Source organism: Streptosporangium brasiliense (assembly GCF_030811595.1).
Lineage (GTDB): Bacteria > Actinomycetota > Actinomycetes > Streptosporangiales > Streptosporangiaceae > Streptosporangium > Streptosporangium brasiliense.
On sequence record NZ_JAUSRB010000002.1, the window covers coordinates 7,312,572 to 7,339,536 of the forward strand.

Here is a 26,965-nt window from a genome sequence, read left to right on the forward strand (position 1 = left end):
CGCGGCCGCTGCCGCTACCCCCCGGACCGGTTCAGCAGCCAGGCGGGGAGCGGGCCCGGCGGGGCGAGGCCGAGGCCGGCGAACGCGGCCGCGCCCCGCTCGGCATGGTCGCCGCCGGCGAGCACCATGGTCCGCGCCGACTGGTACCGGCAACCGGCGGCGTCAAAGGCATCGGCTGTGGCGAGCAGCCGCTCCCGGTCGTCGTGGAACAGCGCTTCAGCCCGTTCCACGACGGCAGCGGCGACGGGGTTCCCGGACACGATGGTCCGGGCCTCGGCCAGACGGTCGCCGGCGTCGGGGCTCCCGGCGAGCACGGTGGCCTCGGCGCGCAGCGCCACATACCAGTGAAGCCAGATCCACGTGAGCCATTTCCACACGTCGCCGGGCTCAGGCGCCATCCGTTCCAGCGCCTGCCCTGCCTGGCCACGGTGGAGCAGCTGTATCGCGTCGAAGACCGGCCCGTAAGCGTAGGTATGTTCCGGCATGGCGCCGAGCTGATTCAGGACCGTGTTCCATTCGCGCTGGGCGTCGTGGTCGTCGCGCAGGCCGTGGATCATCGCCACACCGGCCACCGCCGGACCGAGGTACGACCTGGTGGGGCTGCCGACCCGCTTCCACGCCTCGCGGAACCGGACGCTGAAAGTGAGCACTTCGTCGGTGTTGCCCGCCAACGTCTCGGCCACCAGCAGCAGGCTCGTGGCCCGATGGCCGACTTCCGCCAGCAACGGATGGTCCGCGAGTTGCCGTGCCCACCGGCGGGCGCCCGGCAGGTCTCCCGCGCCGAGGGCGGCCTCCGTCGCCGTCCCGAGCGCGTCGATCAGCTCGTGGGTGCCGGCCGGATCGCCCGGCGTGGAGGAGAGCAGTACGGTCCGACGCCGCGCGGTGGCCGCGACGGCGAACGTGTCGCCGGCCCAACTCTGGGCACCGGTGAGCGCGTCGAGCGCAGCGGATTCGGCGAGCAGGTCGCCCGTGCGGTGAGCGAGTCCGACCGCCCGTTCGGCGAGCGCGATCGTCTTCGGTACGTCGTTGTCGGGCGGGCCCTGGGCGGCGCCGAACGTGTCGGCGAGCACGGCGGCCTCGGCCAGCGCCACCGCGGCCTGGGCGGCGGGGTCGTCGCCGGCCAGCGCCCCCGCCTCGGTGACGAGCGCGATCACCTCCTGCTGCGGCGGGATCCGCTCGAACTTGCCCGAGAACCGGTATGCGTTGGTGGCGGCGGTCGCCAGGTCGCAGGCGGCGCCGGCGGTGTCCCCGGACCGGCGGGCGGCGTCCGCGGCAGCGCGGTGGAAGCGGTACATGTCATCGCCTCGCATCCGGCATCCGGCCACGGCCGCGGCACGCCGGAGCATCGACGCGGTGGCGGCCGGGTCGTCGGCGAGGGCGGCGGCCTGCTCGTAGCGTTGCTGGGACTCGCCGATGAGGTTACGGGTGAAGGCCAGCTCCGCCAGGTGCTCGGCGAGGCGGTACGCATCCGCGCGCCGCTCCGGCTGGTCTGCCGCCCATGCGAGGGCGGCACGGAGCTCGTCGGCCACCTGGTCGAACCGGGCCCGCCAATCCTGTCGTGCCACCGCCAGGTCGGCGGCGACGGCCAGGCACCAGCGAAGGTGCCCGGCTCGGGCGTCGGCCAGCTCACCGGCCTCGGTGAGCCGCTCGGTCCCGTACTGGCGGATGGTCTCCAGCGCCCGGTATCCGGTCCCGCCTGGGGACGCCCGCACCACCAGCAGGCTCTGTTCGGCGAGCCGGGCCAGGCCGTCGGCGGTGATCCATTCCTCGGCCCCGGTGACCGCCGCCGCCGCCGCCGAGGCGGTGAACGGCGCCGCGAACACCGACACCCGGTGCAGGAGCGCCCGGTCGTCCGGCTCCAGCAGGGCGTGGCTCCAGTCCAGCGCCGCCCTCACCGAGCGGTGGCGGTCATCGGCACGGGAGCCGCCGGTGAGCATCCGGAGCGGGTGGGACAGGGCGGCGGTGAGGCCGTCCAGCCCGAGCGTGGGATACCGGGCGGCGGCCAGTTCGATCGCCAGCGGCATCCCGTCCAGCCGCTCGCAGATCGAGGTGACCTGGTCGCGCAGTGGAGGATCCAGCGGCCAGCCGACCGCCGCCGCCCGCTCCATGAACAACGCGACCGCGTCCGACTCGCCATCGTCGGGCAGCGACAGCGGTGGGACCGGATACACCCGTTCGAACGGCACCATCAACCGGGCCCGGCTGGTCGCCAGCACCGTCACTCGAGGGCACATCGCGAGCAGCCGCTCGACGAACGGCACCACCCCGTCCCGTACCTGCTCGCAGTTGTCCAGCACCAGCAAGGCATGGCGGTCGGCCAGGGCGGCGACCACGGACTCGGTCATGCCGCGGCCGGGCTGCTCGCCGAGGCCGAGCGCACCGGCGACCGAGGCCGCGACCGCGGCCGGGTCGGTGACCGGGACCAGATCGACGAACCACACCCCGTCGGAGTACTCGCCGGCCGCTTCCGCGGCCACCGCCAACGCGAGCCGGGTCTTGCCCACGCCCCCAGGGCCGACTGCGGTCACCTGCCGATGCTTCTTGAACAGGTCGGTCAGCTCGCCCCGCTCCAGCGCTCGGCCGACGAACGAGGTCAGCGGGGCCGGCAGAACCTGCGCCGGGTGAGACCCGCCGGCTCGGGCCGGCTCGGCCGCGCGCTGGGCGAGCGCCCGCCGATCCGGCACCTCCAGCTTGCGCAGCAGCGAGGAGACGTGACTCTCCACGGTGCGCACCGAGATGCACAGCCGTGCCGCGATCTCGGCGTTGCTGAGATGGGCCCCGACCAGTTCCAGCACCTCGGCTTCCCGAGGCGAGATCTCCACTCCTGTCACCACTGTCCCAGTTTGCCGCACTCCCTCCGCTCCCCCTCCGCAGCGGCCACCATGCGAGATCCGTGCCGCCGATCCGTGGTCGGTTCCGTGGTCACCACGGATGTGGGCCGGCCAGGCCGGGAGGAAAGCTGTGCATACGCAAACAACGGGTCGATGTGACCCACGACCACAGGAGTGACCATGACCAGCTCTGCCACCCGGGGAATCAAGACCGTGCTGCACCCGGTGTCCGACCTGGCCAAGGCCAAGGCGGTGTACGCGGCCCTGCTCGGCATCCCGCCGCAGACCGACTCGTCCTACTACGTCGGCTTCGAGACCGAGGGCCAGCACATCGGACTGGTGCCGGGTGGTGGGCCGCAGGGCATGATCTCGCCGGTGGCCTACTGGCACGTGCCGGACGTCGAGGCGAAGCTGGCCGAGGTGATCGCCGCGGGGGCCACCGTGAATGAGGCCGCGCACGAGGTCGGTGGCGGCCGCCTGGTGGCCACCGTCATCGACCCCGACGGCAACGTCCTCGGGCTGCTGCAGAGCCGGTGAGCGCCGACCCGCCCCCGCCGTATCCCGCGGCGTAGCGGCCGCCGACAAGACGACTGACCCACCTCACTCAAAGGACCCCTGCCATGACCTCCTTCGGACCCGTCACCCTGGAAGTTCCCGACCCCGCTGCCGCGGACGCCTTCTACGAAGCCTTCGGTCTGACCCCGTACCTGAACGTAAGCGCCTCGGATGCGCCAACGACCGGCTTCCGTGGGTTCGCCCTGTCCCTCGTGGTGTCCCAGCCGGGCAACGTCGACGCCTTCATCGGCGCCGCCCTCGACGCCGGCGCCACGACGCTGAAGCCGGCCACGAAGGGGTTCTGGGGCTACGGCGGCGTCGTACGCACCCCGGACGGGACGATCTGCAAGATCGCGACCTCCAACAAGAAGGACACCGGTCCTGCCGCCCGGCACATCGACCAGATCGCGCTCCTGCTGGGGGTGGCGGACGTCAAGGCGAGCAGGCGGTTCTACGTCGACCGCGGCCTGGCCGTGGCGAAGAGCTTCGGCGGCAAGTACGTCGAGTTCGACACCCCGTCGTCGGCCGTCACGCTGGCGCTCTACCCGCGCCGCGCCCTCGCCAAGGACGCCGGCGTCTCCCAGGAGGGGACCGGGTCACACCGGATCGTGATCGGCAGCGACGCCGGGCCCTTCACCGACCCCGACGGGTTCGTGTGGGAGGCCGCATCCGTCTGAGGCAGGCGGCCGGCTCGCGCACGCTCCGGCCTCCGCGCGCGGCAGCGGCCCTTTCTCCCCGTTCATCGTCAATCGACCGGAAGTCGCTGGAACGGGAGGGCGGGAGCCCTGCCGCACTGGACGCCCTCATCACCGGTCACCAGGCGGAGCCGGAACCGTCCGCCTGGCCGGAAACAAGATCAAACCCGGTCTGGGGCTCATGACAAGGTTCTCGCCGGTCCCCCTTGAAAGGGGGACCGCTACGCGAACGCGACGACGGCGTATCTCTCGTCCTGAATGGTCCGCCCCCACAGGGTGGGGTCAGGCAGCGGCTCGACGTGGGCGGTCTCGACCAGCGGCCGCAGCGCCGCCAGGAGACGCTCCGCCTCGACCCCGCCCATCCACGGCATCGACTCCGACCCCGCCGCATAGGACTGGGCTTCACCCGGTTCGGCCGTCGCCCAGCGCCCCTCGATGAGGATCAGACGCCCGCCGGGACGCAGCAGGCCGATCCACCGGCGCAACGCCTCCTGCGGATCGGGCAGGGTCCACAGCAGGTGACGGGAGAGGATCACCTCGAAGGACGTCCCGGCCTGCGCGGGCGGATTGCTCGCGTCGCCCACCATCATCGCGGCATCGAAGCCGGCCGCCGTGAGCTTGCGCCGGGCCTGCTCGATCATCAGCGGGGCCAGATCCACCCCGACCGGCCGGTGGCCCTGCTCGGCGAGCACCAAGGACAACGAGCCGGTGCCGCACCCCAGGTCCAGGACGTCGGCAGGCGAGGCGGGCATCCAGGAGCGCAGGCGTTCCGCCCAGGCGGCCTTGACGTCGGGGTCGCGAAGGCCGTGGTCGGCCTCCTCGTCGAAGGAGGCCGCGGAGGCGTCCCAGAAAGACGCGATTGAAGCACTGTTTTCGGACATCGGCGGATCATGCCACCCGCCACCGACAGAAACCGGCCGCCCCGCCCGGGGCGCTTTCACGCCCGCTCGCCGACGTCGGCATCCCGACCGGGGGTGGAGGACGCCTGGAGTTTCCGCGGGCCCCGGGCCCCCGCCGAGACCAGGTGACGGGCTGCCGGCGCCGCGCGGTGGATGAGGGGTTGGCGTGCTCCCGATCACCGAACGGCACGTCAGCTGTGCTTGTCGCCGTGGTGATCGATGAGGCGGGTGAGCAGGTCGACCAGGCTCCGCCGGTCGGCCGCGGGCAGCGGGGCGAGGAACTCGTCCTGGGCGGTGGCGACCAGCCGGTCGAGGTGGGCGAGTTGCTCTCGGCCTGTCGCGGTGATGGTGATGATGTTGCGCCGGCGGTCTTCCGGGTCGGGTGCGCGCTCGAGGAGTCGCCGTTGGACGAGGTCGTTGACGATCGCCACCATGTCGCTGCGGTCGATGCCGGTGCGGCGGCCGAGGGCGGCCTGGCTGCCTGGGCCGTACTCCTCCAGCGCGGCGAGCAGTTTGTAGTGGTAGCGCCGGACGCCGGCCTGGGCCAGCGCTTGATCCACGATCCGGTTGGCGGTCAGTGCCGCCTGGTTGGTCAACCTGCTCGGCAGCGTGCGCAGCCGCTGCGGCAGCGTTCCCTCTGCGGTGTCCACAGGGGCAATCTAGCAAGTTGTTGGCCGCACCCACGATTCTGTGTATTGTTGGCCGAGCCAACGTTGGCCAGGCCAACATTTCTGTTGTGCGGAGGCGTGATCTCTCATGAGCACTGCCACCACCAAGGCGTCAGGCGGCGCGCCGCTGGACGGCGCCCGGCACCGTGGCCACCGGCCAGACCTCGACCTTCGACCACAACGCAAGGAGATTTCTTTGAGTACCGACGTCGGTACGGCGGCCGCGCCGCGGGCGTCCCGGAGAGAATGGCTGGGGCTGGCGGTCCTCGCGCTCCCCACCATGCTCATCGCCATGGACCTGACCGTGCTGCATCTGGCGCTGCCCGCCCTCACCGCCGACCTGCGGCCCGGCAACACCGAGTTGCTGTGGATCGTGGACATCTACGGTTTCCTCATCGCCGGCTGCCTCATCACCACGGGCGCGATCGGGGACAGGGTCGGCCGCCGGCGGCTGCTGCTGATCGGCGCGGTCGCGTTCGGCGCGGCCTCGGTGCTCTCGGCATTCGCGGTCAACGCGGCGATGCTCATCGCCGCCCGGGCACTGCTGGGCATCGCGGGCTCCACGCTGATGCCCTCCACCCTCTCCCTGATCCGGATCATGTTCCGGGACCCCAAGCAGCAGGGTGCCGCGATCGGGGCCTGGACCGGCTTCTTCAGCCTCGGCACGGTGGTCGGACCGCTGGTCGGCGGCACGTTCCTGGAGCTGTTCCGGTGGGGCTCGGTCTTCCTGCTCGGCGTCCCGACAATGCTGCTGCTGATCGTGTTCGGCCCGCTCGTGCTGCCGGAGTACCGGGACGAGTCGGTCTCCCGCCCGGACCTCATCAGCGCGGTCATGTCCATCGTCGGAGTCCTCGCCCTGATCTTCGGTCTCAAGCGGATCGCCGAGGACGGCCTGCGCCCCGAGTCGGGCATCGCCATCGTCGTCGGCCTGGCGCTGGCGGCGCTCTTCCTCTGTCGCCAGGGCCGGCTCGAGCAGCCGCTGGTCGACCTCTCACTGTTCCGCAACGGCCTGTTCGGCACTGCCGTCGGCATGCTCGTGTTCGCCACCCTGCTCTCCGCGGGCTCGCAGTTCTTCGTCATGCAGTATCTGCAGCTGGTGCAGGGGTTGACCCCGCTCCAGGCCGGACTCTGGTCGCTGCCCACCACCATGGCGATCATGATCGGCGCCATGGGGGCCCCTGGCCTCGCGAGCCGCATGAAGCTGAGCACGCTGCTCGCCGGCGGCCTGGTGGTCGCCGCGGCCGGCATGGTGGTGCTGACCCGGGTCAGTGGCCCCTCCGACCTGTATGTCGCGGCGGCAGGGGCGGCCGTCATCGGGCTCGGGCTCGGGCCGATGGTCTCGCTGGGCACCGGACTGATCGTGGGAGCCGCCCCACCCGAGCGGGCCGGTGCCGCGTCCGCGATGGCCGCGACCGGCACCGAGCTCGGCAGCGCGCTGGGTGTCGGGGTGACCGGCAGCATCGGTTTCGCGGTGTACCGGGCGGACCTGGCCGACAGGCTCCCCGAGGGGCTGCCCGCCCCCGTTGTCGAGGCGGCCAAGGACACCCTCGCCGCCGCCGTCAACGGCGCCCGCATGCTACCGGCCGCTCAGGGCTCCGGGCTGTTGGCGGTGGCCCGTGAGGCCTTCGTGCACGGCCTGCAGACGACCGCGATCGTTGGAGCGGTGCTCGCCGTACTGCTGGCCACCGCGGCCGCGACCCTGCTGCGCAGCGCCCGGATGCCGAGCCCTCCCCTGCCCGCGGAGGCGGACGACCAGGCGAAGTCCTTCGAGAAGGCGCATAACTGACATGCTGGAAAGGCGGATAACTGACATGCTGGACACCGACTCCGCAGCCGACGCGGTCCCCGACGGCGTGCCGGCGCAGACCACAACCTCGGCCGCGTACACCGGCGACCGCCCCGCCGGCGGGCAGGCGGCCCGGCACGACGTGGTGAGCCTGGACGCGCCGATCCGGGGGCGCACGCTCTTCCCCGGTGACGAGGGCTTCGAGGAGGCCTGCTCCGGCTGGTTGCTGACGGTTGAGCATCGGCCCGCGGTGGTCGTGGTCGCCGCCGACGCCGATGACGTGGCCGCCGCCGTCCGGTCCGCGGCGGAGGCAGGACGCCCGGTCGCGGTGCAGTCGACCGGGCACGGCAAGTCGGTGCCAGCGGATGGAGCCGTGTTCATCGCCACCGGGGAGCTGCGCGAGCTGTCGGTGGACCCACGTGCCGGCACCGCAAGGATCGGAGCCGGGCTGCGGTTGGGTGAGGTGCTCACCGCGGCGGCCGAGCACGGCCTGGCGCCGCTGTGCGGCTCCTCCGGCGAGGTCGGGGTGATGGGCTACCTGACCGGTGGCGGGCTCCCACTGGCCTGCCGCACGTACGGCTTCGCCGCCGACCACGTCCGCTCGCTCGACATCGTCACCGCCGATGGCCTGCTCCGCACCGTCTCACCCACCCGAGAACCTGACCTGTTCTGGGCGGTGCGGGGCGGCAAGGGCAACTTCGGTGTCGTGGTCGCGGCCGAGATCGAGCTGCTGCCGCTGCGCACCGTCTACGGTGGTGAGCTCCACTACCCGGGCGAGGACCCCAGGCACGCCGCCCACGTGCTCGGCTCCTACCTGGCCTGGGTCAAGGATCAGCCGGAGGAGATGTCGTCCTCTGTGTCGCTGCTGCGCCTGCCTGACGCGCCGCAGCTGCCCGAGGGGTTCCGTGGCCGTTCGTTCGTGCAGGTCCGGGTGGTCTACACGGGCGACGAGGAGCGGGGCGCGCGGCTGGTGGAGCCGTTGCGTGCGCTCGGCCCGGAGAAGGACACCTGTGGCGCCATGCCGTACACGCGGATCACCGAGATCTACCCGGACCCCAAGAACCCGGTCATGGTGCACCTGCGCAGCGCGTTGTTGCACGGGCTGGATGACGAGGCCGTGGAGGAGCTGGTCTCGTTCATCGACCCGTCGACGCCCGAGGGGCCGTTCCCCGGCATCGAGCTACGTCACTTGGGCGGGGCGCTGAACCGGCCGCCCGGCCGCCCGCACGCGGTCAGCACCCAGGGTGCGGCCTTCCACCTGTGGATGCGGATGCCGGCTCCGGCCGAGCAGGCCGCCGACGAGGTGCTGGGCCGGCTCCGGCGGTGGGACACCGGCGCCATGCTTCCGGGGTTCCTGTTCGACCACGACTCGGCTCCCGAGCGGGTCCGGCGGGCCTACACCGAGGCGGACTACCGGCGGCTGGCCGCGCTGAAGGCGGAGTACGACCCGGACCACCTTTTCCGCGTCAACCACAGCATCCCGCCGTTCGGCAGCGGTGAGCGCGCCCGATCCTGAACGGCGCAGGACTTTGTCCCGTGAGAACGGCCCCCGGACTGCACGGCACCGATTCGACAGGACAGGTGCAAAGTTATGCGGATGATTTAAGCTTTCCTACATGCTTGACGTGCGCCGGCTGCAGATCCTCCGCGCGGTGGTCACCAGCGGCTCGGTGACCGCCGCGGCCACCCACCTCGGCTACACCCCTTCCGCGATCAGCCAGCAGGTGGCCGTGCTGGAGAAGGAGGCGGGGACGGCGCTGCTGGAGCGCGTCGGCCGGGGCGTGCAGCCCACGGCGGCCGGGCGGCTGCTCACCGAGCACGCGGCGGTCATCAGCAGGCAACTGGCCGAGGCCGAGACGGCGCTGGCCGACCTGCGCGCGGGGCGTACCGGACGGCTGGCGATCCGCTACTTCGCCACCGCCGGCGCCCCCCTGATGGCGCCGGCGCTCTCCTGGCTCCGCACGAGGCATCCGGGGGTGCGGATCGACCTGAAGATGACCGACCCGGACGACCCGCTCCCCGATGTGGCGCAGGGCCGGGCCGACCTGGCCATCGTGGTCGCTCCCCGCGACCACCGCCACGACGACGTCCGGCTCGTCCACCTGCTCGACGACCCCTACCGTGCCGTCCTGCCGAAGAACCACCGGCTGGCCGCCAAGCGGTTCCTCGATCTCACCGACCTGGCCGAGGAGCCATGGGTCCGCAGCGAGCGGCCCGGCCCCTGCCTCGACGCCGTTGTGGGCAGCTGTGCCGCGGCCGGCTTCAGCCCCGATTTCGTGGTGGAGAGCGAGGACTACCCCACCGCGCAGGGCTTCGTCGCCGCGGGCCTCGGGCTGAGCCTGGTCCCCGAGATGGGGCTGGGCCACCGCCACCCGGCCGTCGTCGTCCGCAAGATACGCAATCCCGAGCCGGTCAGGACGATCCACGCGGCCGTACGGACGACCTCGCTGGGCCGGCCCGCCCTCGACGGGCTGCTCACCGCCCTCCAGGAGGCGGCGGCCGGCCTGCGCAACGCCATCTGAGATCCGCTCCCATGCGCTGCCACCGGCAACGGGACTCGCGCACCACCGGCCAGGCCGGGTAGGTCCCGCCGACCACGCCCGCGCACTTCCCCCACCCCCCTGTCCTGGGCGACGGCTCCCTCCAGGAGGAGCCGGACGGCACCCGTACCCCCGGGGTCGGTCATCTCACACCGCGGTACCGCGTGGGCCATTCGAGGAGCCGTCCCCGGCTGTCACTTGATCTGCTCGTACCCGCCGCCGGAGTCGGCGGTCCTGGTGCCGCCGGAGAACTTCACCCAGGAGTTGGTCGGTGCGGCATGGTAGACGGGCACGGTGTGCAGGGGCGTGATCTCCTCGTTCTTCATCACGCCCGCCCCCTTCACATCCACCGCGGACCAGACGAAGGTGCGCGCGCCCACATCCTTGGTCTTGAACGTCACCGCGCAGGCGTTCTGCTTGCCGGAGTTGTGGAGCAGGTAGGCGACGCCCCCGGTGAACGAGGCCTGGCGCTCGACCGTGTAACCCGGGCCGCAGACCGTGGCGGGCGTTTCGACCGTCTGGCGGGAAGCCGTGGCGGTGGTGGCGGTGAGGACCACCGAGGTTCCGAGCGCGGCCGCAACGGCCGCGCCGATCATCATCCTGCTGAGACCCATGATCTTCATCTCCATGTGAAACGCCATACGCGACAGTTGTTCATGAGGTGACGCGCAGGCAATCTTGCGACGCCCGATGCCCCCTGTCGTTAGCGCGGAGCGCAGGATTGTTGGCGACGGGCGCAGGCTGTCCAGCGGGCCGGCGCGTACCCCGGCCGACGGCCGGGCCGTGCAGCTATCCTCGCGGTAACCGGCATGAGCTTTACCCTCCCGGCATGAACATCGATGTGATCATTGTCGGGGCCGGCCCCACCGGCCTCATGCTCGCCGCCGAGCTCGGCCTGGCAGGGGTGTCCGCGGTCGTGGTGGAGCGGTTGCCCGCGCGTAGCGGCCAGTCCAAAGCGCTCGGCCTGCAACCCCGCACGGCCGAGGTGTTCGAGGCGCGTGGCCTGCTGGGCCCGCTCATCGACCGGGCCGTCCAGCAGGTGCCCGGCGGGCACTTCGCCGGGCTCCGGCTGGACTTCAGCGCCTGGGACACTGCCCACCCATACATGATCGGCATCCCGCAGGCGCGCGTCGAGGAGCTCCTTGAGGCCCGGGTGGTGGAGCTGGGCGTCAAGGTGCTGCGCGGGCACGGACTGACCACGCTCACCCAGGACGACCATGGCGTCACCGCCACCGCCGGTCCGGCACGGCTGCACGGCCGCTACCTCGTCGGCTGCGACGGCGGACGGAGCACGGTGCGCGAACTGCTGGGAGCCGGCTTCCCCGGGCTGGAGGGCCGGTTGAAGATGGCGGTCGCGGACCTCACCCTCACCGGGCCGGCCCCCACGTCGTGGAGCCTGCCGGTCATGACTCCCTCCGCCACCGGCAAGGGCTACCTGGCACCGCTCGGCGACGGCGTGCACCGCTTTCTCTTCTACGGCCCCGAGCAGCATGAACTGCCCAGGGACGCACCGATCACGCCCGGTGAGGTGAGCAGGGCGCTGACCGGCGCATTCGGACCGGAGGTGAGGCTCGGCGAGATCCGCTGGGCCTCCCGCTTCACCGATGCCTCGCGGCAGGTCACGCACTACCGGCACGGCAGGGTGCTGCTCGCCGGAGATGCCGCGCACATCCACTCACCGATGGGCGGTCAGGGGCTCAACCTCGGCTTGCAGGACGCCTTCAACCTGGGCTGGAAGCTGGCCGCCGAACTCAGCGGCCAGGCCTCGGACGGGCTGCTGGACACCTACCACACCGAGCGGCACCCCGTGGCCGCTCGAGTGCTGGCCAACACCCGCGCCCAGGCCGTCCTGCTGGTGCCCGACGAGGAGAACATGGCCCTGCGCGCCATCGTCGAGGAACTGCTGACCGTGCCGGAAGCCAACAGGATGGTCGCCGGCATGATCTCCGGGCTGGACATCCGCTATGCCCTTCCGGGGGAGCCGCATCCCCTGCTCGGGCGGCATCTGCCGGGCCTCGACCTGCGCGACGGCCGGGCCGTGGTGCTCTCCGCCACGGACCGCCTGCGTGCGGCCGCCGCCCCGTGGTCGGCGCGGGTCGGCTACAAGGTGACCGCACGTGAGCTGGGCGCCGAGGCCGTACTGGTACGCCCTGACGGCTACATCGGCTGGACGGGATCAGAGGCCGCCTCCTTGACCGACGCCCTGTCCCGGTGGGCTGGATCACCGACAGGAAACCCCTGAGACCAAGGGCCAGGTTCTCCTGGATGCGCTGCCGAGCTCGTACGCCCGGCCGCCGGATCGCGGCACCGTCGCGAGAAGTGTGCGGGCATGCCGCGAGGCCGGTGGTCGAGGGTGCCGTCGGCCTTGCGGCCGGGACCGGGCTTGTGGACCCTTGGACGGTGCCTCAGAGCGTAGACGCAGTGTGCGATCACTCGTACGGGACCTGGATCCACCGCACGGTCGGACCAGGCCCCGTGGTCTCCGTGTCCACCGACTCCGTGCCGAGGAAGGCTCGCCTGGAATGGTGGGCGCACATGTCCGGGCACGAGATCGTGCCCACGTCGCTGTCCACCGAGCACGCTGACGACTTCCACGGCCGGGCGTACTCCGTCGACCTTGCGGGCGTGCGGGTGGCCGAGTTCGCGGTGTCGCCGATGACGGCCCGGCGCACGCCGGCCCACATCAGGCGGCACGACCCCGACTGCTACCAACTCTTCCTCGTCCACGGCAGTCCGGTACGGCTGGAGCAGCGGCGCAACGACTCCTACCTGGAGGCCGGGGACATCGCACTGTTCGACACCTCCCACCCCTTCGCCACCGACTTCCTCGACATCGGCCGGCTCACCCGGGTGACGTTCCTGTTCATGCCGCGGGACGCACTGCCGCTCCCCCGCGGCCAGGTGGAGCGGCTGCTGGCGCGCAAGCTCTCCGCGCGGACCGGTGCGGGGGCGATGCTGGCCCACTACCTGACCGGCCTGCGCGAGCACGCCGCCGGCTGCGATCCGGCTGAGCTGTCCCGGCTGGGCACGATCAGTCTCGACCTGGCCGCCACGTTCCTCGCCGGCCGCCTCGACGCCGACCGCCGGCTGCCGGTCGAGAGCCGTCATCGGGCACTGGCCGCGCGCATCGACGCCTTCATCGACCACCGTCTCGGCGACCCCGAACTGGGGCCGGCCGGCATCGCCGCGCACCACCACATCTCCGTACGGACCCTGCACGTGCTGTTTCAGCGGCAGCCGGAGACCGTGAGCGCCACGATCCGGCGGCGTCGGCTGGAACGCTGCCACGCGGACCTCGCCGACCCGCGACTGCGGGACCAGCCGATCGGCGAGATCGGCCTCCGGTGGGGGTTCAGGAGCGCCGCGGAGTTCAGCCGCGCCTACCGCGCCGCCTACGGCGCGAGCCCGCGAGACCATCGCCGGCAGGCGCTCGCCGGAGCCGAGGACGGGGAAGGGCGTTCCACCCGGTCGCCAGGCGTATGAGCCGGCCATCGCCGGACTCCTCGACCGGCCCGCCGTAGGCGGTGACGGCTCCGGGGGCGACGCCGGGAGCGGTCCGCGCCGAGCAGCCGGCGCGAGCGCAGCTCCTCGCTCTTCCTGGCGGTCAATCCGGGGAGTCGGTTGGTTCCAGCATGGGCACGAGGAACCGCCGGGCCACTGCGGCCAACTGCTCGTCGTCGTCGAGGTCGACGACGAGGCTGGGGATCGTCAGGAAGGAGGCGGAGACCCGGACCATCAGTTCGGCCACGAGGTCGATGTCCAGAGCGCCCGGCACGTTGCCCGCGCGTTGCTCGCGGCGGAGCTGGCCGGCGACGAACTGCCGCACGGCGGCGAGGGTCTGTCCCCCGTCACTGATCATGGAGGGCACGAGCAGGTCTGGTTCCACGGCGATCAGACCACCGATCAGCGGGTTGCCTCGGATCGCGCGTAGCGAACTCACAAAGCCCAGGACCACCCGGTCAGCGGCCGTGTCGGCCTGTTCTATGTCGATGAGGAACTGGTCGAAATACCGGCGGAACTCTCGGCGTACGACGTATTGGACCAGCGCGTCCTTCGTGGCGAACCGCCGGTAGATCGTGATCCGCGAGACCTTCGCCCGCCGGGCCACGTCCTCCATGGACGACCGGCGGATACCCATCCGGCAGAACTGCTCGTACGCCGCGTCGAGTATGCGCGCACGCGTCTCGTCCATATCGTCAACCCGTTCGACGGCATCAAGGTACGCGCGCTCCAGCAGCGACTCCGAGTCTGGCGGCGTCATGAGCACGGACAGCGCAGATTCCACGATCACCTCCTGTACTGATTGTGCCTCAATCACCCACAGCCGCTGTCGCGGTCTTGTGATGCCCGTCATGGTGTGCTCTGATGATACGCAGACTCATGAGTTGTTTCACCGTATCAGGTAGCGCTTTCGGCCTCGGCGAGGAGGAGGAACGACGACATGGGCGAACTCAGCAGGCGCAACATGTTGAAGGCGGGTGGGACGCTGGGCGCACTCGGCGCGCTGAGCATCGCGGCCCCCGCCCAGGCGCACTCGGCATGGACGTGGGCGGCCAAGGGCTCGGTGGCGGGCACAGGGGCAGGGGTCGACCCGCGGTGGGTGTGGGACGAGGAGGCCGACCCGCTGGTCGCCTCGGTGCTCGACCGGGGTGATGTGCCCAGGGTCAACGAGCTGTTACGGACCTGGACCAAGAACGGCCAGCCGTTGCCGGCCGGGCTGCCGGCAGACCTGCGGGACTTCATGGAGCGAGCCCGTCGACTGCCGCCATGGGCCGACCAGCGCAAACTGGCCACCGCGGTCGAGTTCAACAAGAAGCGGGGGCTCTACCTCGGCGTGCTGTACGGGCTGGCCAGCGGCATGATGAGCACGGTCATCCCCAAGGAGGCACGCGCGGTCTACTACTCCCAGGGCGGCGCGGACATGAAGGACCGCATCTCCAAAACCGCCAAACTCGGGTACGACATCGGGGCTCACGATGCCTACCAGCCCGACGGCGAAATGATCGTGACCTGCGTCAAGACCCGGCTGGTGCATGCGGCGGTGCGGCACCTGCTGCCGCAGTCCCCGCGCTGGTCGGAGGTCGCCGAGGAAGAGATCCCGATCAGCCAGCGGGACATGATGGTCACCTGGCACAGCCTGCCCACGACCGTCATGCAGAAGCTGACCGCGTGGAAGGTCCCCATCCCCGCCGCCGAGTCCGGGGCGTTCCTGCACTCGTGGCAGCTGGGCGCGCACATGCTCGGCGTCAAGGACGAGTACATCCCCGCGTCGTGGGCCGAGGCCGACGCGCAGGCCGAGCAGGTCCTGACCCCGGTGCTGGCGCCGACGGCCGAGGGCGTGAAACTGGCCGACATTCTCCTCAGCCTCGGCTCCTCGGTCGATGCCGGAATCCTCAGCAAGCCCATACTCGGCGCCTTCACCCGCTTCCTGCTCGGTGATCAGATCGCCGTATGGCTGAAGATCCCCAGGGAGCCGATCTGGGACCCGCTCCTCAACACCGCCTGGAAGCCCTTCGTCGCCGTCCGCGAGGGTCTGCTCCCATTCCCACTGGCCCCGGAGTCCTACTGGCTCTTCGACGAGCTCCTCCGCAAGGCGGCCCTGCTCTTCCTGTCAGAGGCGCGGCCGATCAGCATCGAAATTCCGGACAGCAATCGCCCGTCCTGATCAGGACCGTCCGAGCCGGACCGCGGCCTGCGCAACATCTGCCGCTGCGGCGCCTACTTCCGTATCCGCGGAGCCGTCAGAACAGGTGCCGAGAACATGTGAGGCACGTGTGTGCGGGCGCTCCCGCACACAGGACACCGTGTCGTCGAACGCCCTGCGCGCGGTGCCCAGCATCAGACCGGCAAGGATCGTCCGCTCCAGCGTCCGGCCCGCCGCGCATCACGCCGTTACGGACTGTCCGAGGGCGCTGAGGGTCCGCCACTGCCGGCCCGGGAGGGCGAAAGGCTGAGCGGGCAGCGCCTGAAGACAGACGTGGTCAGCTCCGGCGGCCAGGTGGGCGGCGATCCGATCGGCCACTTGATCTTCCCCCGTGGCGACCATGGCGTCGATGAGCCTGTCGCTGCCGCCGCCGTCGAAGTCTGCGTCCGTGAAGCCGAGCCGCTGCCAGCTGGCCCGATAGGTCGGCAGGCCCAGATAGCCGGCGACATGGGCGCGGGCCCGGCTGCGGGCGTCATTTTGACTGGCACCGACGACCACGGCCTGCTCGACGACCAGCGTATGGTCGGGTCCGAGCACCGCGCGGGCCTGGACGGTGTGCTCTGGAGGGACGAGGTAGGTGATCGCCCCGTCGGCCCGATCCCGGGCGAGGTCCATCGCCCGTGGTCCGAGAGCCGCCAGCAGACGGGGCAGCCGGTCGGCATCGGGGAGGCCGAGCATCGACCGCAGGCCGTCCGGCGCGTCGAGATCGTCGAGGTAGGCGCGCAGCGTGGCGATCGGCCGCCGGAAGTCCAGCCCGAGCACCTCCTCGACGACCCGCGGGTTGGACGTGCCCAGCCCGAACACGAACCGGTCGGGGTGGGTGTCGAGCACCGCCCGCGCCGAATTGCGCATCCAGTGCGCGTGGCGACCGTAGATCACCGCGATGCCGGTGCCGATCACCGTCGACCGGGTCGCCGCCAGCAGCCGGGTGGCGTCTACGAACGGGTCGTGGACGAGCCCTTCGCTGAGCCAGAAGGCGCCGAGCCCCAGTTCCTCCAGCTCGGCGACGAGATCGGCGCTCCCGCCCGGTGAGCTCAGATCCAGGCCTGTGGCCCAGACTCCGCATGTGACGGACTGGCGGCGACCGGCCCGGTGACACCGACCGCAGCCGCGGCCCCGCCCCGGAGCACGCGGAGGGTTATGGGGCGGGACCGAGGGCACCGCGGCGCTCTCGACACGGACTCGACTGATACAGACTCAACGTCACAGACCCGGACCGAAACGGGTCACGACCACCACGCACCACGGAGGAAGACATATGAAGCGCATCGGCATCATCGGGGTAGGCGAGATCGGCCGAGCCATCGTGGTGGGCCTGTGCGACGGAGCCGGCGAGTCCCCCGAGGTGTTCCTCTCCCCCCGGGGGGCCGGCACGGTCGCGGAGCTGTCCGAGCGCTACGAGAACGTACGGGTGTGCGCCGACAACCAGGAGGTGGTGGACCGCTCCGATCTGGTGATCATCGCCGTACGCCGCCAGGACCGGCACGGAGCGCTCGCCGGCCTGAGTGTGGACGACGACAAGATCGTGATCAACGTGATGGCCGGCGTCGGCAACGACGACCTGCGACAGACACTCGCCACCGACGCCCCCCTGGTACGGGCCATCCCTCTGCCCGCCGTACGCGAGCGCCGCTCCGTCACGGTGACGTGCCCGTCGCACCCGGCGGTGAACGCCTTCTTCGAGCACCTGGGCGGGGTGCTCCCGGTCGAAGACGAGGCGGCCTTCAACGTCTTCTCCGCACTGACGGGGACGCTGACCACCCACTACTCGTACCTCGCCACGCTCACGTCGTGGGCCACCGGCCACGGCATCGACGCCGGTGACGCGGACCGCTACGTGCGCGACCTCTTCCAGGCCGTCGGCCGCGCCCTTGGCGACGGAACCCGCTCCCTGCACCAGCTCGCAGCCGATCATGAGACCCCGAACGGGAGCAACGAGCGGATCCGCACCACGTGGTTCGGCCCGGCCAACTCCGAAGCCCTCAACAAGGCCCTCGATGACCTCCTCGCCGATCTGAAGTAGCCCCGGAGAAGGGCTCGCGCCCGAAGCCGCCCCGTGAGCCGGCCGCGAACCCATGGGCGCCCGCCCCCCGGAATCAGGGCAACCCCCCTCGGGTTCAGGCTGAACAACCTTCGATCTCCACGGAATCGCGGGCCTCACCGGCCTTGGAACTGGCAGGAACGGTGGTGAGCTGTAGTGGTGGCTCCGCTTCTCGTCACTCGCGAACGAGCGATTCCAAGGGAAGATCACCGGCACGCCTCACGGGACGGCCGACAGCCACGAACCCCTCTCACAATTCGTTCTCACTCCACGTCCTTGACCGAGATTGTTCTGAGAAATGCTTGTGAGAGGGTTCGGGGCATGGTCGGCGTCCCCAGCCCCGCGAAAGCGCCGAAGCCACCGCGCCGAAGCCGACTCTGCCGCCCGTCGCCGCACTCGCCGACGCCCAGCTCGCACCAAGACTGTTCTCAGCGCTCCAATGGCTGTGCCGATGCCCCTCATCCCCGTCCTCGTTATCCGAACTGGCCGGGGCGCCCCAGACGGCCTCACCGGTCCGCAAGGCTTGGCCGCGGCCGGACGTTGTGGTTACGGGCGAACAGATTGTCGGGGTCGTACTGACGCTTGACCGCCGCGAGCCGCTCGTAGGTGTGCGTTGGATAGATCGCGGCGGCATCCTCCTCGGCGGCGGAAGTGAGGAAGTTGGCGTAGGCACCGTTGACGTGCGGTGCGAGTCTCGCCCAGATCGCCTCCAGAGCAGGACGCGCGGCCTCGACGAGCGGCTGCGGACCCGCGACGGTGGTCACGAACATCAACTCCGCCTGGCGATGCGCGTAGGCGGTGGCATCGTCGGGGACTCGGGACACCGCACCGCCGACGCTGCGAACGGCGATGAACGGCGGCCTCTCTGCTGCCCCGGCCTCAGTGAGGATCCGAAGGACCTCGGGCACCGATGCCATGTCGACGAACGCGCTCCGGGTGACCAGTCGGATGCCCGGCGGCGGGGTGGCGCCGTCCACGAGCGTGTCCGCATAGGGTTTCAACGCGACATCGTCGTCAATCACCGTGCCGAGCCGCCGGATCGGGTCGATGGCCTGCGCCGCGAGCTCCGGGTCATCGCCGTCGAAGGCGACGCGGATCTCGACCGGCGCCTCGGGCCCGCCCGCGAAGGGATTGGCGAACTCCGCGACGGAGGTGAGCTCTTCGGGGGCGGTGCGGAGGTGGTCCGCCCACCCCTGAAGCACGGCGGCCGCCTCCGACGCCGGGAAGGCGATCCTGCCGTAGAAGACGTCCGTCGTCGGATGTGCCGCGAACTCGAAGGCGGTCACGATCCCGAAGTTGCCTCCGCCGCCGCGAATCGCCCAGAACAGCTCGGGGTTCTCCTCCGCGCCAGCCTGCACGACCTCTCCGCCGGCCGTGACCACCTCCACGGTGACCACGTTGTCCAGCGCGAGGCCGTACTTCCTGACCTTCCAGCCGATGCCCCCGGTCAACGTCAGCCCACCGACCCCGACGCTCTTGGTGTCGCCCGAGGAGATCGCCAGGCCGTGCGGGGCCAGGGCGGTCGCGACCTGGCCCCAGGTGGCGCCGCCGCCGATCCGTACGAGGTGACGTTCCTTGTCGATGACCTCGACGTTCGCGAGCTCGCTGAGGTCGATCACGACGCCGTCGTCGGTGGTGCCGAAGCCCGCAAAGCTGTGGCCGCCGCCTCGCACGGCCGGCGAAAGCCCTGCGTCGGCGGCGAATCTGACAGCCGCTCGGACGTCCCCGACGCTCCTGGGCCGCAGAACACAGGCCGGACTACCCGAGGCCAATACCGAGCGACTGGCCGCTGTGTACTCCGCTGCGCCCGGTTCGATGATGTCGCCGCCGAAGTCACGGCGGAGGGCTTCAAACGCTGAGCTCATGATGTTCCTTCCGAACATAAGAATCTTCGTTCTCCGAACTGGCCGAGCCGGTGGTCGCCGCCCGGCGGTCGGGCGGCGACGTCAAGGGTTTGACCGGCGTTGGTGAGGGCGTTGGTGAGGGCGATGAGCGACACCAGCGCAGGCGAGCCGCTCCCCGTCGTGGTGCCTGGCGGCAGTCGCCCACGCGTCGCTCCGGATGGCGGGGCGGTGGGGTGCGTGGGTCTGGCTCGGGTGGGTTGGGTTCCGGGCCGGACCGGGTCGGTCCGGCCCGGCCGGGTGGGGGGTTTGTTGGTTAGTTCGTCATGCTGGTGAACTGGCCGGGTTGGTAGGAGCCGCCGGGGTTGCGGACGATTACGTTGAGGCGGTTGTTGGCGTTGATCATGGCGATCAGGGAGACCAGGGCGGCGATCTGGTCGTCGTTGTAGTGCTTGCGTATCTGGGCCCAGGTCTCGTCGTGGACGCCGTGGTGGGTGTCGGCGAGTCGGGTGCCTTCCTCGGTCAGTGCCAGGGCGGCCCGTTCGGCTTCGGTGAACACGGTGCTCTCGCGCCAGGCGGCGACCAGGTGGAGCCGGAGCGCGCTCTCGCCGGCGGCTGTGGCGTCCTTGGTGTGGCAGTCGACGCAGAAACCGCAGCCGTTGATCTGGCTGGCGCGCAGCATTACCAGGTCCTGGGTGGTCTGGGGCAGTGGTGAGTTCTGGATGGCCAGGGCGACGTTGTAGATCCTCTTGGCGATCTTGGCGCCGAGTTCGTTGGCCATCAGGTCGAAACGGGGTTCCATGAGGTGGTCCTCACTTGCGGGGTTGCCTGCCGCGCCGGTCGTCGGCGTGGCGTGCTGACGGACATCAGATGCCGGTGATCGGGTCTTTGTGACACCCGCGGCGGTGTGAGGTGTGTCACCGGTCGTGGGTGTCACACGGTGGGTGGGAGCGGCGTCTTGTGCGTGTGACACAGTGGAGAGCCGATAGGTGGGAGCCGGCGATGAACGGACGCAGCGAGAGACCGACGGACACAGCTGGGCCACTCACCCGCACCGACCCCGCTACGGGCTCCGTGGTGGATGCGGCCACTGAGGCGTTCGTCGGTCACCGCAATCTGTTGTTCACCGTCGCCTACGAGATGCTGGGCTCGGCGGCTGACGCCGAGGACGTTCTGCAGGAGACCTGGCTGCGGTGGGCGGGCGTCGACCTGAGCACCGTGCGGGACCAGCGCGCCTACCTGGTCCGGATCACTACCCGGCAGGCGTTGAGCCGGCTGCGTACCCTTGGCCGGCGCAAGGAGTCCTACGTCGGCCCCTGGCTGCCCGAGCCGCTGCTCACCACGCCCGACGTGGCCGAGGACATCGAACTGGCCGACAGCGTCTCGATGGCGATGCTGCTGGTGCTGGAGACGCTCACGCCGACCGAGCGGGCGGTGTTCGTGCTGCGCGAGGTGTTCGACCTGGCCTACGACGAGATCGCCGAAGCCGTCGACAAAAGTCCGGCCGCGGTCCGCCAGATCGCCCACCGGGCACGGGCGCACGTCGCCGCGCGCCGGCCACGGGGGGCCGTTTCCCCGGCCCAGACCCGCGACGCGCTCGAGGCGTTCCAACAAGCGATCGAGACGGGCGACCTGCAACGTCTGCTCGACATGCTCGCCCCGGACATCGTCTTGCTGACCGACGGCGGCGGACTGAAACAGGCCGCGCTGGCGCCCGTCGTGGGGGCCGGCCAGGTGGCCCACGTGCTGGGCAGGATCGCCCCCACCGCGTCGCTGCAGCCGGTACAGGTCAACGGCCACCCGGCACTGATCGTCCGGCTCGACGGCGACATCGACACCGTCATAACGGTGCGTATCGACGACGGCCTCATCACCGGGCTCTACGCCCTGCGCAATCCCGAGAAGCTGTCGTATATGGAACGGGAGACCACGGTGAGCCGCTGAGCCCAGGGCTCCGCCAGCCCATCGACACTCCAGGACACTCCAACAGATCGATCACCCCCCACCCCACCAACGACATGGCCCGCACCAACCTGCCGGCCAAGTGCACCCAGGAGATGCTTCATAAGCGGCGCCGTGTGGCTCATACCTCTGGAAGGGAGGGATCTGGTCTCCAGGGGTTTGGTGCGGTGATGGACCAGCGTTCATGGTCGCGCCAGGCCCCGTTGATGTAGAGGTAGGCGGGCGACAGCCCTTCGTAACGGAAGCCCAGGCGCTGGGCCAGGGCCAGGGATGCTTTGTTCGCCGGCTGAATGTTGGCCTCCAGCCGGTGGAGCCGCAGGTCGGTGAAGGCGTACTGCAGGGTGACGGTGAGCCCGTCGGTCATGTAACCCTGCCCTGCGGACGGGGCGAAGGCCGCATAGCCGAGGGACGCGCCCTGGTAGCGGCCCCGGATGATCGAGTTGATGTTGACCATCCCGGCGGCTGCGCCGGTCTCCCGGACACGGATCAGAAGACCCAGGTTGGTGCCGTCGTCGAAGCGGCGCATCCAGACCTGGAACTCCTCCGCGGTCGCGGGCAGCTGTATCCATGGCAGGTGCAGCTCCGTGCTGGCCTGCACGAGCGAGCAGAACTCGTCCTGGTCGGAGAGGGTGAGCGGGCGCAGTTCGACCCGTGATGGCATTTCGGACACGGACCAACGTTAGGTCCTGTCATGAGCAGTGGACCGCCCGAGTGACCCATCCGAGGTGATCTTGGTGTGGGTCGTGCTGATTTGACCGCCGCACAGCGGGCGGTCCTGGAGCCGTTGCCGCCGGTGAGGAAGAAGTCGGATCGGCCGCTGAAGCTGTCGGCCAGTTCGATGTCCTCGGCCACGTCGAGCGTGGTGAGCAGCGGCTCGGGCGGCGGATCCATGCGATCGAGTACGGCAGGCTGGAGGCGTCCTTGACCGTGCGCCTGTACGGCTACCGCCGGCCGGCGGAGAGATCCGTCCCGATCGGTGAGCCGGCGCCGAACGCGATGGTCGCCACCGAGCCCGCCTGAAGCCGGATCACCTGCCCGATCTCGGCGCGCATCGCCTCGGTGCAGGCGGCGTCGCCGATCCGGCCGGCCTTGTGGCCAGCGCGGGCCCTGCGGATCCGGGCGGTCTGCGGGAACGGTCCGATCGTGGTCGTGGCCAGGTCAGGCAGGCCGAGCTTCGCCCGCTGAGCCGTGGAGCGGGTCCTGCGATCGGCCCGCTGGGTGTCGCCGAGAACCTCTAGGAATGCGGTAGAAGGTGCGGGTCGACGTCCACCATTCCCGGTCGGCGAAGCGTCCGGTGATGCGGCCCATCATGCAGAAGAAGAGATGTATATCTCGCTTGGATTTTCTCTCCGTACCGAGTGCCAGCCCTACCGCATAGGGCTGGTAGTCGGTGAGGTCCATGGCTCCGCCTTCCCCGTCCGGTGGGGTGACGTCACCGAGTTGTTCTCCGTCATAGTTGAGGTACAGCGGCTCGAGCCCTTCACCCACTTCTGCCGCGAAGTAGATCTCGAAGACTCGTCGCTTCCCCAGATTGCGGATCGCGGGATGGAACGAGTACATGCCAGAGACGAAGATGTGTGTCCAGCCGGGCGCGTGCGGGCCCATCCAGACGCCCTTCTCGCTCCCGCCCCCGTTCATCCCGGCCAGCGTCTCCAGGTCGCACTCCAGGCGTGAGCCCGGATCCACCTTGAGCAGCCGGGCCAGTTCCTCCTGATCGTCGCCTTCTACCCAGAGGGCGTGGAATCCGAATTTGAACCAGTGCCCGTACTCGACCAGCAGGTCCCACTGGTTATCCGCAGGAAGTTCCTGTTCCGTATTCATCATTATCTGCGTCCTCACACCGAACGGGGAATGCGGGGCCACACTCGGCGCCCCCGCATCTAACGGCCCTTAATCCACGATCTTCCCCCAGGACGGACTGCCGCTGATCTTGGTGACGATTTTTTCAGGGCCGTAGGCGAGAAGCCGATAATGGCCGCAGAACGCCTTGAGCGCATTTCCAGGCAGCCAGTCATGCGCTTTTCGAACTCCCTGGACAGGGTAGTCAACCTTGCCTTTTGCGGCTACTTCCCGGGTGGAGAAGAAGGGATATTCGCCGCACCGCAGCTCTGGGTAGCCGTATTTTACGTAGACATCCGAGGTGTAGTGCTTGACCCTGTAATGAAACTCCTCGCGGATCGGCTTTCCGGGCTGATCCCGATCACCGGCTCTGGAGGTTCACGCGAATGGTCATACAGATGTCCTGGCAGTTCAGAACGTTGATCACTTGCTGACCTGACGACGTCAGCACGCTGTCATTCGGCAGGGTTGCGGCCGGCCGTGGATCGCCTGGCCCGACACGCACGGCATCTGCGTGCGCCCGCCGCGCGGACTTCACTCACCGGCACATCGCGTCGATGAACTCCGAGAAGCCCGGGAACTCCTCTCGCGCCCCCGCCACGATCTCCGCCGCGGAACGGTGCCTTCCCGGCGCGTACCGCTCCGCGATCGCCCGGAACGCCTCGTTCGGCTGCGTCTCACGATCTGGGTCGGCGAATGCCTCTGCCGGCCCCGAACCATCCGCAAGCAACCGGAGCAGATCACCGAGATCGCGAGCTATCACGCCGCGTTCACCCTCGGAACCGAGGTAGACGACAGGCTGCTCGGTGATTGACATGCCAGGTCGAACCAGCCAGAAACCCACATAGTCGCCTGCCCCGGTAGCGCCGAAAAAGCGGAATTCGCTGCCATCGACCTCTTCGTTACCGGTCCACAGGCGGAACCACCACGCGGTCTTCTCCGGCGCCTCGAACCGTTCGTACAGCTCGAAATCACAACCGCGGGCCTCGTCGGTCTCTTCGTCCCACTCCCACTCAAAGCCAATCTTGGCCACCTCGGCCAAGGCGATGGGTAGGGCCAGATGTTCAGGTGCCTCCGTCATCCTGAGAGGCTAAACCACTCCACCTCCGGTAGCGATCTGAGTGCTTTGCCGCCATGGTGGATCATCGCGGTCAGCGGAGCGTGGGGTCAGGGTTCCGCGTGCCGGTCGAGGCCGAGCGTGGCGATGAGGTCTTCGTGGAGCTCGAACCAGACTCGATGGCAGGAGTCGACGTCGGTGCGGTCGACCCAGGCACCCTCCCCGGCCCGGGCGCGCGCCAGGGCCGTGGTGAATCGCGTGTCGTATCCGCGGAACCGTGCGAGAACGTCCCCGAGCCGGTCCGCGAGTGGCGGGAGTGCGCGGTCGATGCCGGCGAGCTCGTAGAGGACTCTGGCGTCCCAGGCGGGATCGGAGTGGTCGTTGACGGCGAGCCGGTCGCCGGCGGTGGGCCGGAGTTGCCAGTCGGTGCAGGCTCGTAGCAGGAGGGCGTTCAGCGGGAGGAACTCGCGGTAGACGTCACGGACCTCGTCGGTACCGCCGACGCGTGCGAGCTCGGCTGCGAGCCGGCGCTCGTTCTCGGCTCGGCCCAGCTCGGTCAACGACCAGCCTCCGGTGCCGGCGAAGGCGGTGTGCTCGACCCAACCCCACGCCTCGGCGTCGCGCAGCACCTCTTCCGTCTCGGCCGCGTCGAGCCCGTACCGATGAGCGATCACCGGGGTGTCCGCGAAGCCGGTGATGCGCACGGAGTGCAGGACCAGGAGGCCGGGCGAGGAGTCCCGCGTCACGAGTCGGCGTCCTGTCGTGCTGCCAGGCGGGTGTAGTGCTGCTGGCACGCCTGCGGGGAGTTGAACCCCATCGCGTGCGCCATCTGCGCCCAGGTCAGCCCTGCGCTCCGGGCCATGAACAGCAGGGCGGTTTCGAGCCCTTCGACCTCGGCGCGCGCGGCGGGCAGGAGGGCGAGCGCGCTCAGGATGTCCTCCGGGTCCAGGTCGGCGCAGCGCCAGACGGCGAACTGCGCGAGGTCGACCGCCGACGGCGGGACGGGCGGGGGTCGCCACGGACGGGCGTCGAGCGCATCTGCGCCCAGGCCCAGAAGACGCTCACGCGCGTCCTGCTCACGACGGGCCTGGACGTGGTCAGCGTGCATGGCGTGAGCGATGTCCTGCTTGCGTTGCATGCAACTCATGATCCACAATCAACGGAGCGTCGTCAACATTCTGTTGAAAGGTAGGGGTGGATGATCGTCCCCCTCATGGAGGCCGTCGCCGATACCTGCGGAGGCAAGGCCGGCACGCTCGGCACGCTGCTCCGCGCGGGTCTACCGGTTCCTGACGGCTTCGTCGTCCCGTTCGCCGCTTACCTCGCGGCTGTCCGTGGCCTGGACCTCGGGCGGTTCGCCGGCGAGTCGGACGATCTCGACGCGGCGCGGCAGGCGATCGAGGCCCGTCCGGTCCACGCCGCCGTGATCGACGCGTTGGAAGGCGCACTCGACGAGCTCGGCGATCCGCCCGTGGCCGTAAGGTCATCGGCAGCGAACGAGGACACCGGTCAGACATCGGCGGCCGGTCAGCACGAGAGCTTTCTCGCCGTGCACGGAGTCAGCGAGGTCGCCGATGCCGTACGTGCCTGCTGGGCCTCGTTGCTGTCTCCACGTGCCATCGACTACCGGGGGGCCCACGGCCGCGACGACCAGCCTTCCGGCGATCCTATGATGGCCGTCATCGTCCAGCGCCATCTGGATGCCGAGGTGTCCGGGGTCATGTTCACACCCGCGGATCCGAACGACACGACCGAGATCGAGGCGTCCTGGGGCCTCGGCCCCAGCATCGTCGGAGGCATGGTCACCCCTGACGCCTACCGCGTCGCCGAGGACGGATCGGTCACACGCACCGTCGCAGACAAACGGACCCGCCTCGACCGGCGCGGCACGCGGCTCGTCATCGGCGACGTGCCCACCCGTGCCCGGGAGCAACCGGCGATCGACGACGCGACCGCCACGCAGCTCGCCAAGCTGGGCAAGGAGATTGCCGCCGTACTCGGTGGACCGCAGGACATCGAGTGGGCGATCGTCGACGGCCGCACCTGGGTTCTGCAGGCACGGCCGGTCACCGCCACGCCCCCACCGCCGGCATCGCCTTCCAACGCCTCGGACACCCCAGCCGCCACACTCACCGGGACACCAGGCAGCCACGGGACCGTGACCGGCACCGCGAGAATCGTCCGCGGTCCCGGCGACTTCGCGCGCGTGCACCCGGGTGACATCCTCGTCTGCCCCTTCACCGACCCCGCCTGGACGCCGCTGCTGCGCATCGCCGCCGGCGTCATCACCGAAACCGGAGGCGTGCTCTCCCACGCCGCGATCGTCGCCCGCGAGCACGCCATCCCCGCCGTCCTCGGCGTCCCGAACGCGACGAGCAGGCTCCGCGACGGCACCGTCATCACCATCGACGGCACCACCGGCACCGTCACGGCGACGGACACGTGACCGATCACTTCCGTCCCTGGCCGGGAGTCATCGCCCGGATTCACACGCCGCCGACGTAGCGAGAGCGCCGGCGGCCGCAACGGCACGGCCCCGCCCCGTTC

24 protein-coding genes and 1 pseudogene are annotated in these 26,965 nt (G+C 70.1%); 11 read left to right on the top strand and 14 right to left on the bottom strand.

From position 1 onward, the window contains the following. Positions 1–14: 14 nt before the first annotated feature. Entirely contained in the window at positions 15–2,834 is a 2,820-nt protein-coding gene (locus J2S55_RS42415) for an ATP-binding protein (RefSeq protein WP_306873065.1), read from the bottom strand. A gap of 177 nt (positions 2,835–3,011) precedes the next feature. Here J2S55_RS42415 and J2S55_RS42420 point away from each other — a divergent pair, with 177 nt between their 5' ends. After that, positions 3,012–3,368 (top strand): VOC family protein, encoded by a 357-nt coding sequence (locus J2S55_RS42420; protein ID WP_306873068.1) that lies wholly within the window; start codon positions 3,012–3,014, stop codon positions 3,366–3,368. An 83-nt stretch (positions 3,369–3,451) separates the two neighbouring features. After that, entirely contained in the window at positions 3,452–4,063 is a 612-nt protein-coding gene (locus J2S55_RS42425; RefSeq protein WP_306873069.1) for a VOC family protein, read from the top strand. A 239-nt stretch (positions 4,064–4,302) separates the two neighbouring features. Here J2S55_RS42425 and J2S55_RS42430 read toward each other — a convergent pair whose 3' ends face one another. Together J2S55_RS42430 and J2S55_RS42435 are read right to left on the bottom strand one after the other, a co-directional pair. After that, positions 4,303–4,962, bottom strand: coding sequence for a class I SAM-dependent methyltransferase (locus J2S55_RS42430; RefSeq protein WP_306873071.1), 660 nt, complete (start codon positions 4,960–4,962; stop codon positions 4,303–4,305). A gap of 209 nt (positions 4,963–5,171) precedes the next feature. Then, positions 5,172–5,630: a MarR family winged helix-turn-helix transcriptional regulator gene (locus tag J2S55_RS42435; RefSeq protein WP_306873074.1), complete on the bottom strand. Its 459-nt coding sequence runs from the start codon at positions 5,628–5,630 to the stop codon at positions 5,172–5,174. 214 nt (positions 5,631–5,844) lie between these two features. On the opposite strand from J2S55_RS42435, the gene J2S55_RS42440 reads away from it, so the two are divergent. The 3 genes from J2S55_RS42440 to J2S55_RS42450 all read left to right on the top strand — a co-directional run bounded on the left by J2S55_RS42440 (position 5,845) and on the right by J2S55_RS42450 (position 9,956). Then, positions 5,845–7,434 carry an MFS transporter gene (locus J2S55_RS42440; protein ID WP_306873076.1) on the top strand — a complete coding sequence of 530 codons (1,590 nt, stop codon included), beginning with the start codon at positions 5,845–5,847 and terminating at the stop codon, positions 7,432–7,434. Between the two features lie 25 nt (positions 7,435–7,459). After that, positions 7,460–8,950: an FAD-binding oxidoreductase gene (locus J2S55_RS42445; RefSeq protein ID WP_306873078.1), complete on the top strand. Its 1,491-nt coding sequence runs from the start codon at positions 7,460–7,462 to the stop codon at positions 8,948–8,950. 100 nt (positions 8,951–9,050) lie between these two features. Next, positions 9,051–9,956 (top strand): LysR family transcriptional regulator, encoded by a 906-nt coding sequence (locus J2S55_RS42450; RefSeq protein ID WP_306873081.1) that lies wholly within the window; start codon positions 9,051–9,053, stop codon positions 9,954–9,956. Between the two features lie 212 nt (positions 9,957–10,168). Here J2S55_RS42450 and J2S55_RS42455 read toward each other — a convergent pair whose 3' ends face one another. After that, positions 10,169–10,603: a hypothetical protein gene (locus tag J2S55_RS42455; protein WP_306873083.1), complete on the bottom strand. Its 435-nt coding sequence runs from the start codon at positions 10,601–10,603 to the stop codon at positions 10,169–10,171. A 200-nt stretch (positions 10,604–10,803) separates the two neighbouring features. Between J2S55_RS42455 and J2S55_RS42460 the strand changes: the two genes are divergently transcribed. Both J2S55_RS42460 and J2S55_RS42465 read left to right on the top strand, forming a co-directional pair. Continuing rightward, positions 10,804–12,216, top strand: a complete 1,413-nt coding sequence (locus J2S55_RS42460) for an FAD-dependent monooxygenase (RefSeq protein ID WP_306873086.1) — start codon at positions 10,804–10,806, stop codon at positions 12,214–12,216. 242 nt (positions 12,217–12,458) lie between these two features. Further along, positions 12,459–13,457 carry an AraC-like ligand-binding domain-containing protein gene (locus tag J2S55_RS42465; protein ID WP_306873088.1) on the top strand — a complete coding sequence of 333 codons (999 nt, stop codon included), beginning with the start codon at positions 12,459–12,461 and terminating at the stop codon, positions 13,455–13,457. Between the two features lie 121 nt (positions 13,458–13,578). On the opposite strand, the gene J2S55_RS42470 is transcribed toward J2S55_RS42465, so the two are convergent. Next, the gene (locus J2S55_RS42470; RefSeq protein ID WP_306875851.1) at positions 13,579–14,235 is read right to left on the bottom strand and encodes a TetR/AcrR family transcriptional regulator; all 657 of its coding nucleotides are present in this window, start codon (positions 14,233–14,235) and stop codon (positions 13,579–13,581) included. A gap of 180 nt (positions 14,236–14,415) precedes the next feature. Between J2S55_RS42470 and J2S55_RS42475 the strand changes: the two genes are divergently transcribed. Then, positions 14,416–15,639 carry an oxygenase MpaB family protein gene (locus J2S55_RS42475; RefSeq protein WP_306873089.1) on the top strand — a complete coding sequence of 408 codons (1,224 nt, stop codon included), beginning with the start codon at positions 14,416–14,418 and terminating at the stop codon, positions 15,637–15,639. Between the two features lie 219 nt (positions 15,640–15,858). Here J2S55_RS42475 and J2S55_RS42480 read toward each other — a convergent pair whose 3' ends face one another. After that, complete coding sequence (locus J2S55_RS42480; protein ID WP_306873092.1) at positions 15,859–16,839, bottom strand: TIGR03620 family F420-dependent LLM class oxidoreductase; 981 nt, start codon at positions 16,837–16,839, stop codon at positions 15,859–15,861. Positions 16,840–16,936: 97 nt separating this feature from the next. Between J2S55_RS42480 and J2S55_RS42485 the strand changes: the two genes are divergently transcribed. Further along, on the top strand, positions 16,937–17,701 hold the full coding sequence (locus tag J2S55_RS42485) for an NAD(P)-binding domain-containing protein (RefSeq protein ID WP_306873096.1): 765 nt from the start codon (positions 16,937–16,939) through the stop codon (positions 17,699–17,701). 524 nt (positions 17,702–18,225) lie between these two features. On the opposite strand, the gene J2S55_RS42490 is transcribed toward J2S55_RS42485, so the two are convergent. Together J2S55_RS42490 and J2S55_RS42495 are read right to left on the bottom strand one after the other, a co-directional pair. Beyond that, positions 18,226–19,584: an FAD-binding oxidoreductase gene (locus tag J2S55_RS42490; protein WP_306873099.1), complete on the bottom strand. Its 1,359-nt coding sequence runs from the start codon at positions 19,582–19,584 to the stop codon at positions 18,226–18,228. 292 nt (positions 19,585–19,876) lie between these two features. After that, positions 19,877–20,362 (bottom strand): carboxymuconolactone decarboxylase family protein, encoded by a 486-nt coding sequence (locus tag J2S55_RS42495; protein ID WP_306873101.1) that lies wholly within the window; start codon positions 20,360–20,362, stop codon positions 19,877–19,879. Between the two features lie 275 nt (positions 20,363–20,637). Between J2S55_RS42495 and J2S55_RS42500 the strand changes: the two genes are divergently transcribed. Next, entirely contained in the window at positions 20,638–21,504 is an 867-nt protein-coding gene (locus J2S55_RS42500; RefSeq protein WP_306873104.1) for an RNA polymerase sigma-70 factor, read from the top strand. 139 nt (positions 21,505–21,643) lie between these two features. Here the strand turns inward: J2S55_RS42500 and J2S55_RS42505 are convergent, their stop codons facing one another. The 6 genes and pseudogenes from J2S55_RS42505 to J2S55_RS42530 all read right to left on the bottom strand — a co-directional run bounded on the left by J2S55_RS42505 (position 21,644) and on the right by J2S55_RS42530 (position 25,556). Next, positions 21,644–22,183 (bottom strand): GNAT family N-acetyltransferase, encoded by a 540-nt coding sequence (locus J2S55_RS42505; RefSeq protein ID WP_306875854.1) that lies wholly within the window; start codon positions 22,181–22,183, stop codon positions 21,644–21,646. Positions 22,184–22,595: 412 nt separating this feature from the next. Then, positions 22,596–22,688 (bottom strand): annotated as a pseudogene (locus J2S55_RS42510) (hypothetical protein); the annotation flags it as partial. After that, entirely contained in the window at positions 22,681–23,346 is a 666-nt protein-coding gene (locus tag J2S55_RS42515; protein ID WP_306873106.1) for a hypothetical protein, read from the bottom strand. The pseudogene J2S55_RS42510 and the gene J2S55_RS42515, both read right to left, overlap by 8 nt. 553 nt (positions 23,347–23,899) lie before the next feature. Then, positions 23,900–24,442 (bottom strand): SMI1/KNR4 family protein, encoded by a 543-nt coding sequence (locus J2S55_RS42520; protein ID WP_306873109.1) that lies wholly within the window; start codon positions 24,440–24,442, stop codon positions 23,900–23,902. Between the two features lie 86 nt (positions 24,443–24,528). After that, entirely contained in the window at positions 24,529–25,164 is a 636-nt protein-coding gene (locus J2S55_RS42525) for a transcriptional regulator (RefSeq protein WP_306873112.1), read from the bottom strand. Beyond that, positions 25,161–25,556, bottom strand: a complete 396-nt coding sequence (locus tag J2S55_RS42530; RefSeq protein ID WP_306873114.1) for a DNA-binding protein — start codon at positions 25,554–25,556, stop codon at positions 25,161–25,163. Before J2S55_RS42530 ends, J2S55_RS42525 begins: the two co-directional genes overlap by 4 nt. Before the next feature lie 60 nt (positions 25,557–25,616). On the opposite strand from J2S55_RS42530, the gene J2S55_RS42535 reads away from it, so the two are divergent. Then, positions 25,617–26,864 carry a PEP/pyruvate-binding domain-containing protein gene (locus tag J2S55_RS42535; RefSeq protein WP_306873117.1) on the top strand — a complete coding sequence of 416 codons (1,248 nt, stop codon included), beginning with the start codon at positions 25,617–25,619 and terminating at the stop codon, positions 26,862–26,864. Positions 26,865–26,965: the final 101 nt, after the last annotated feature.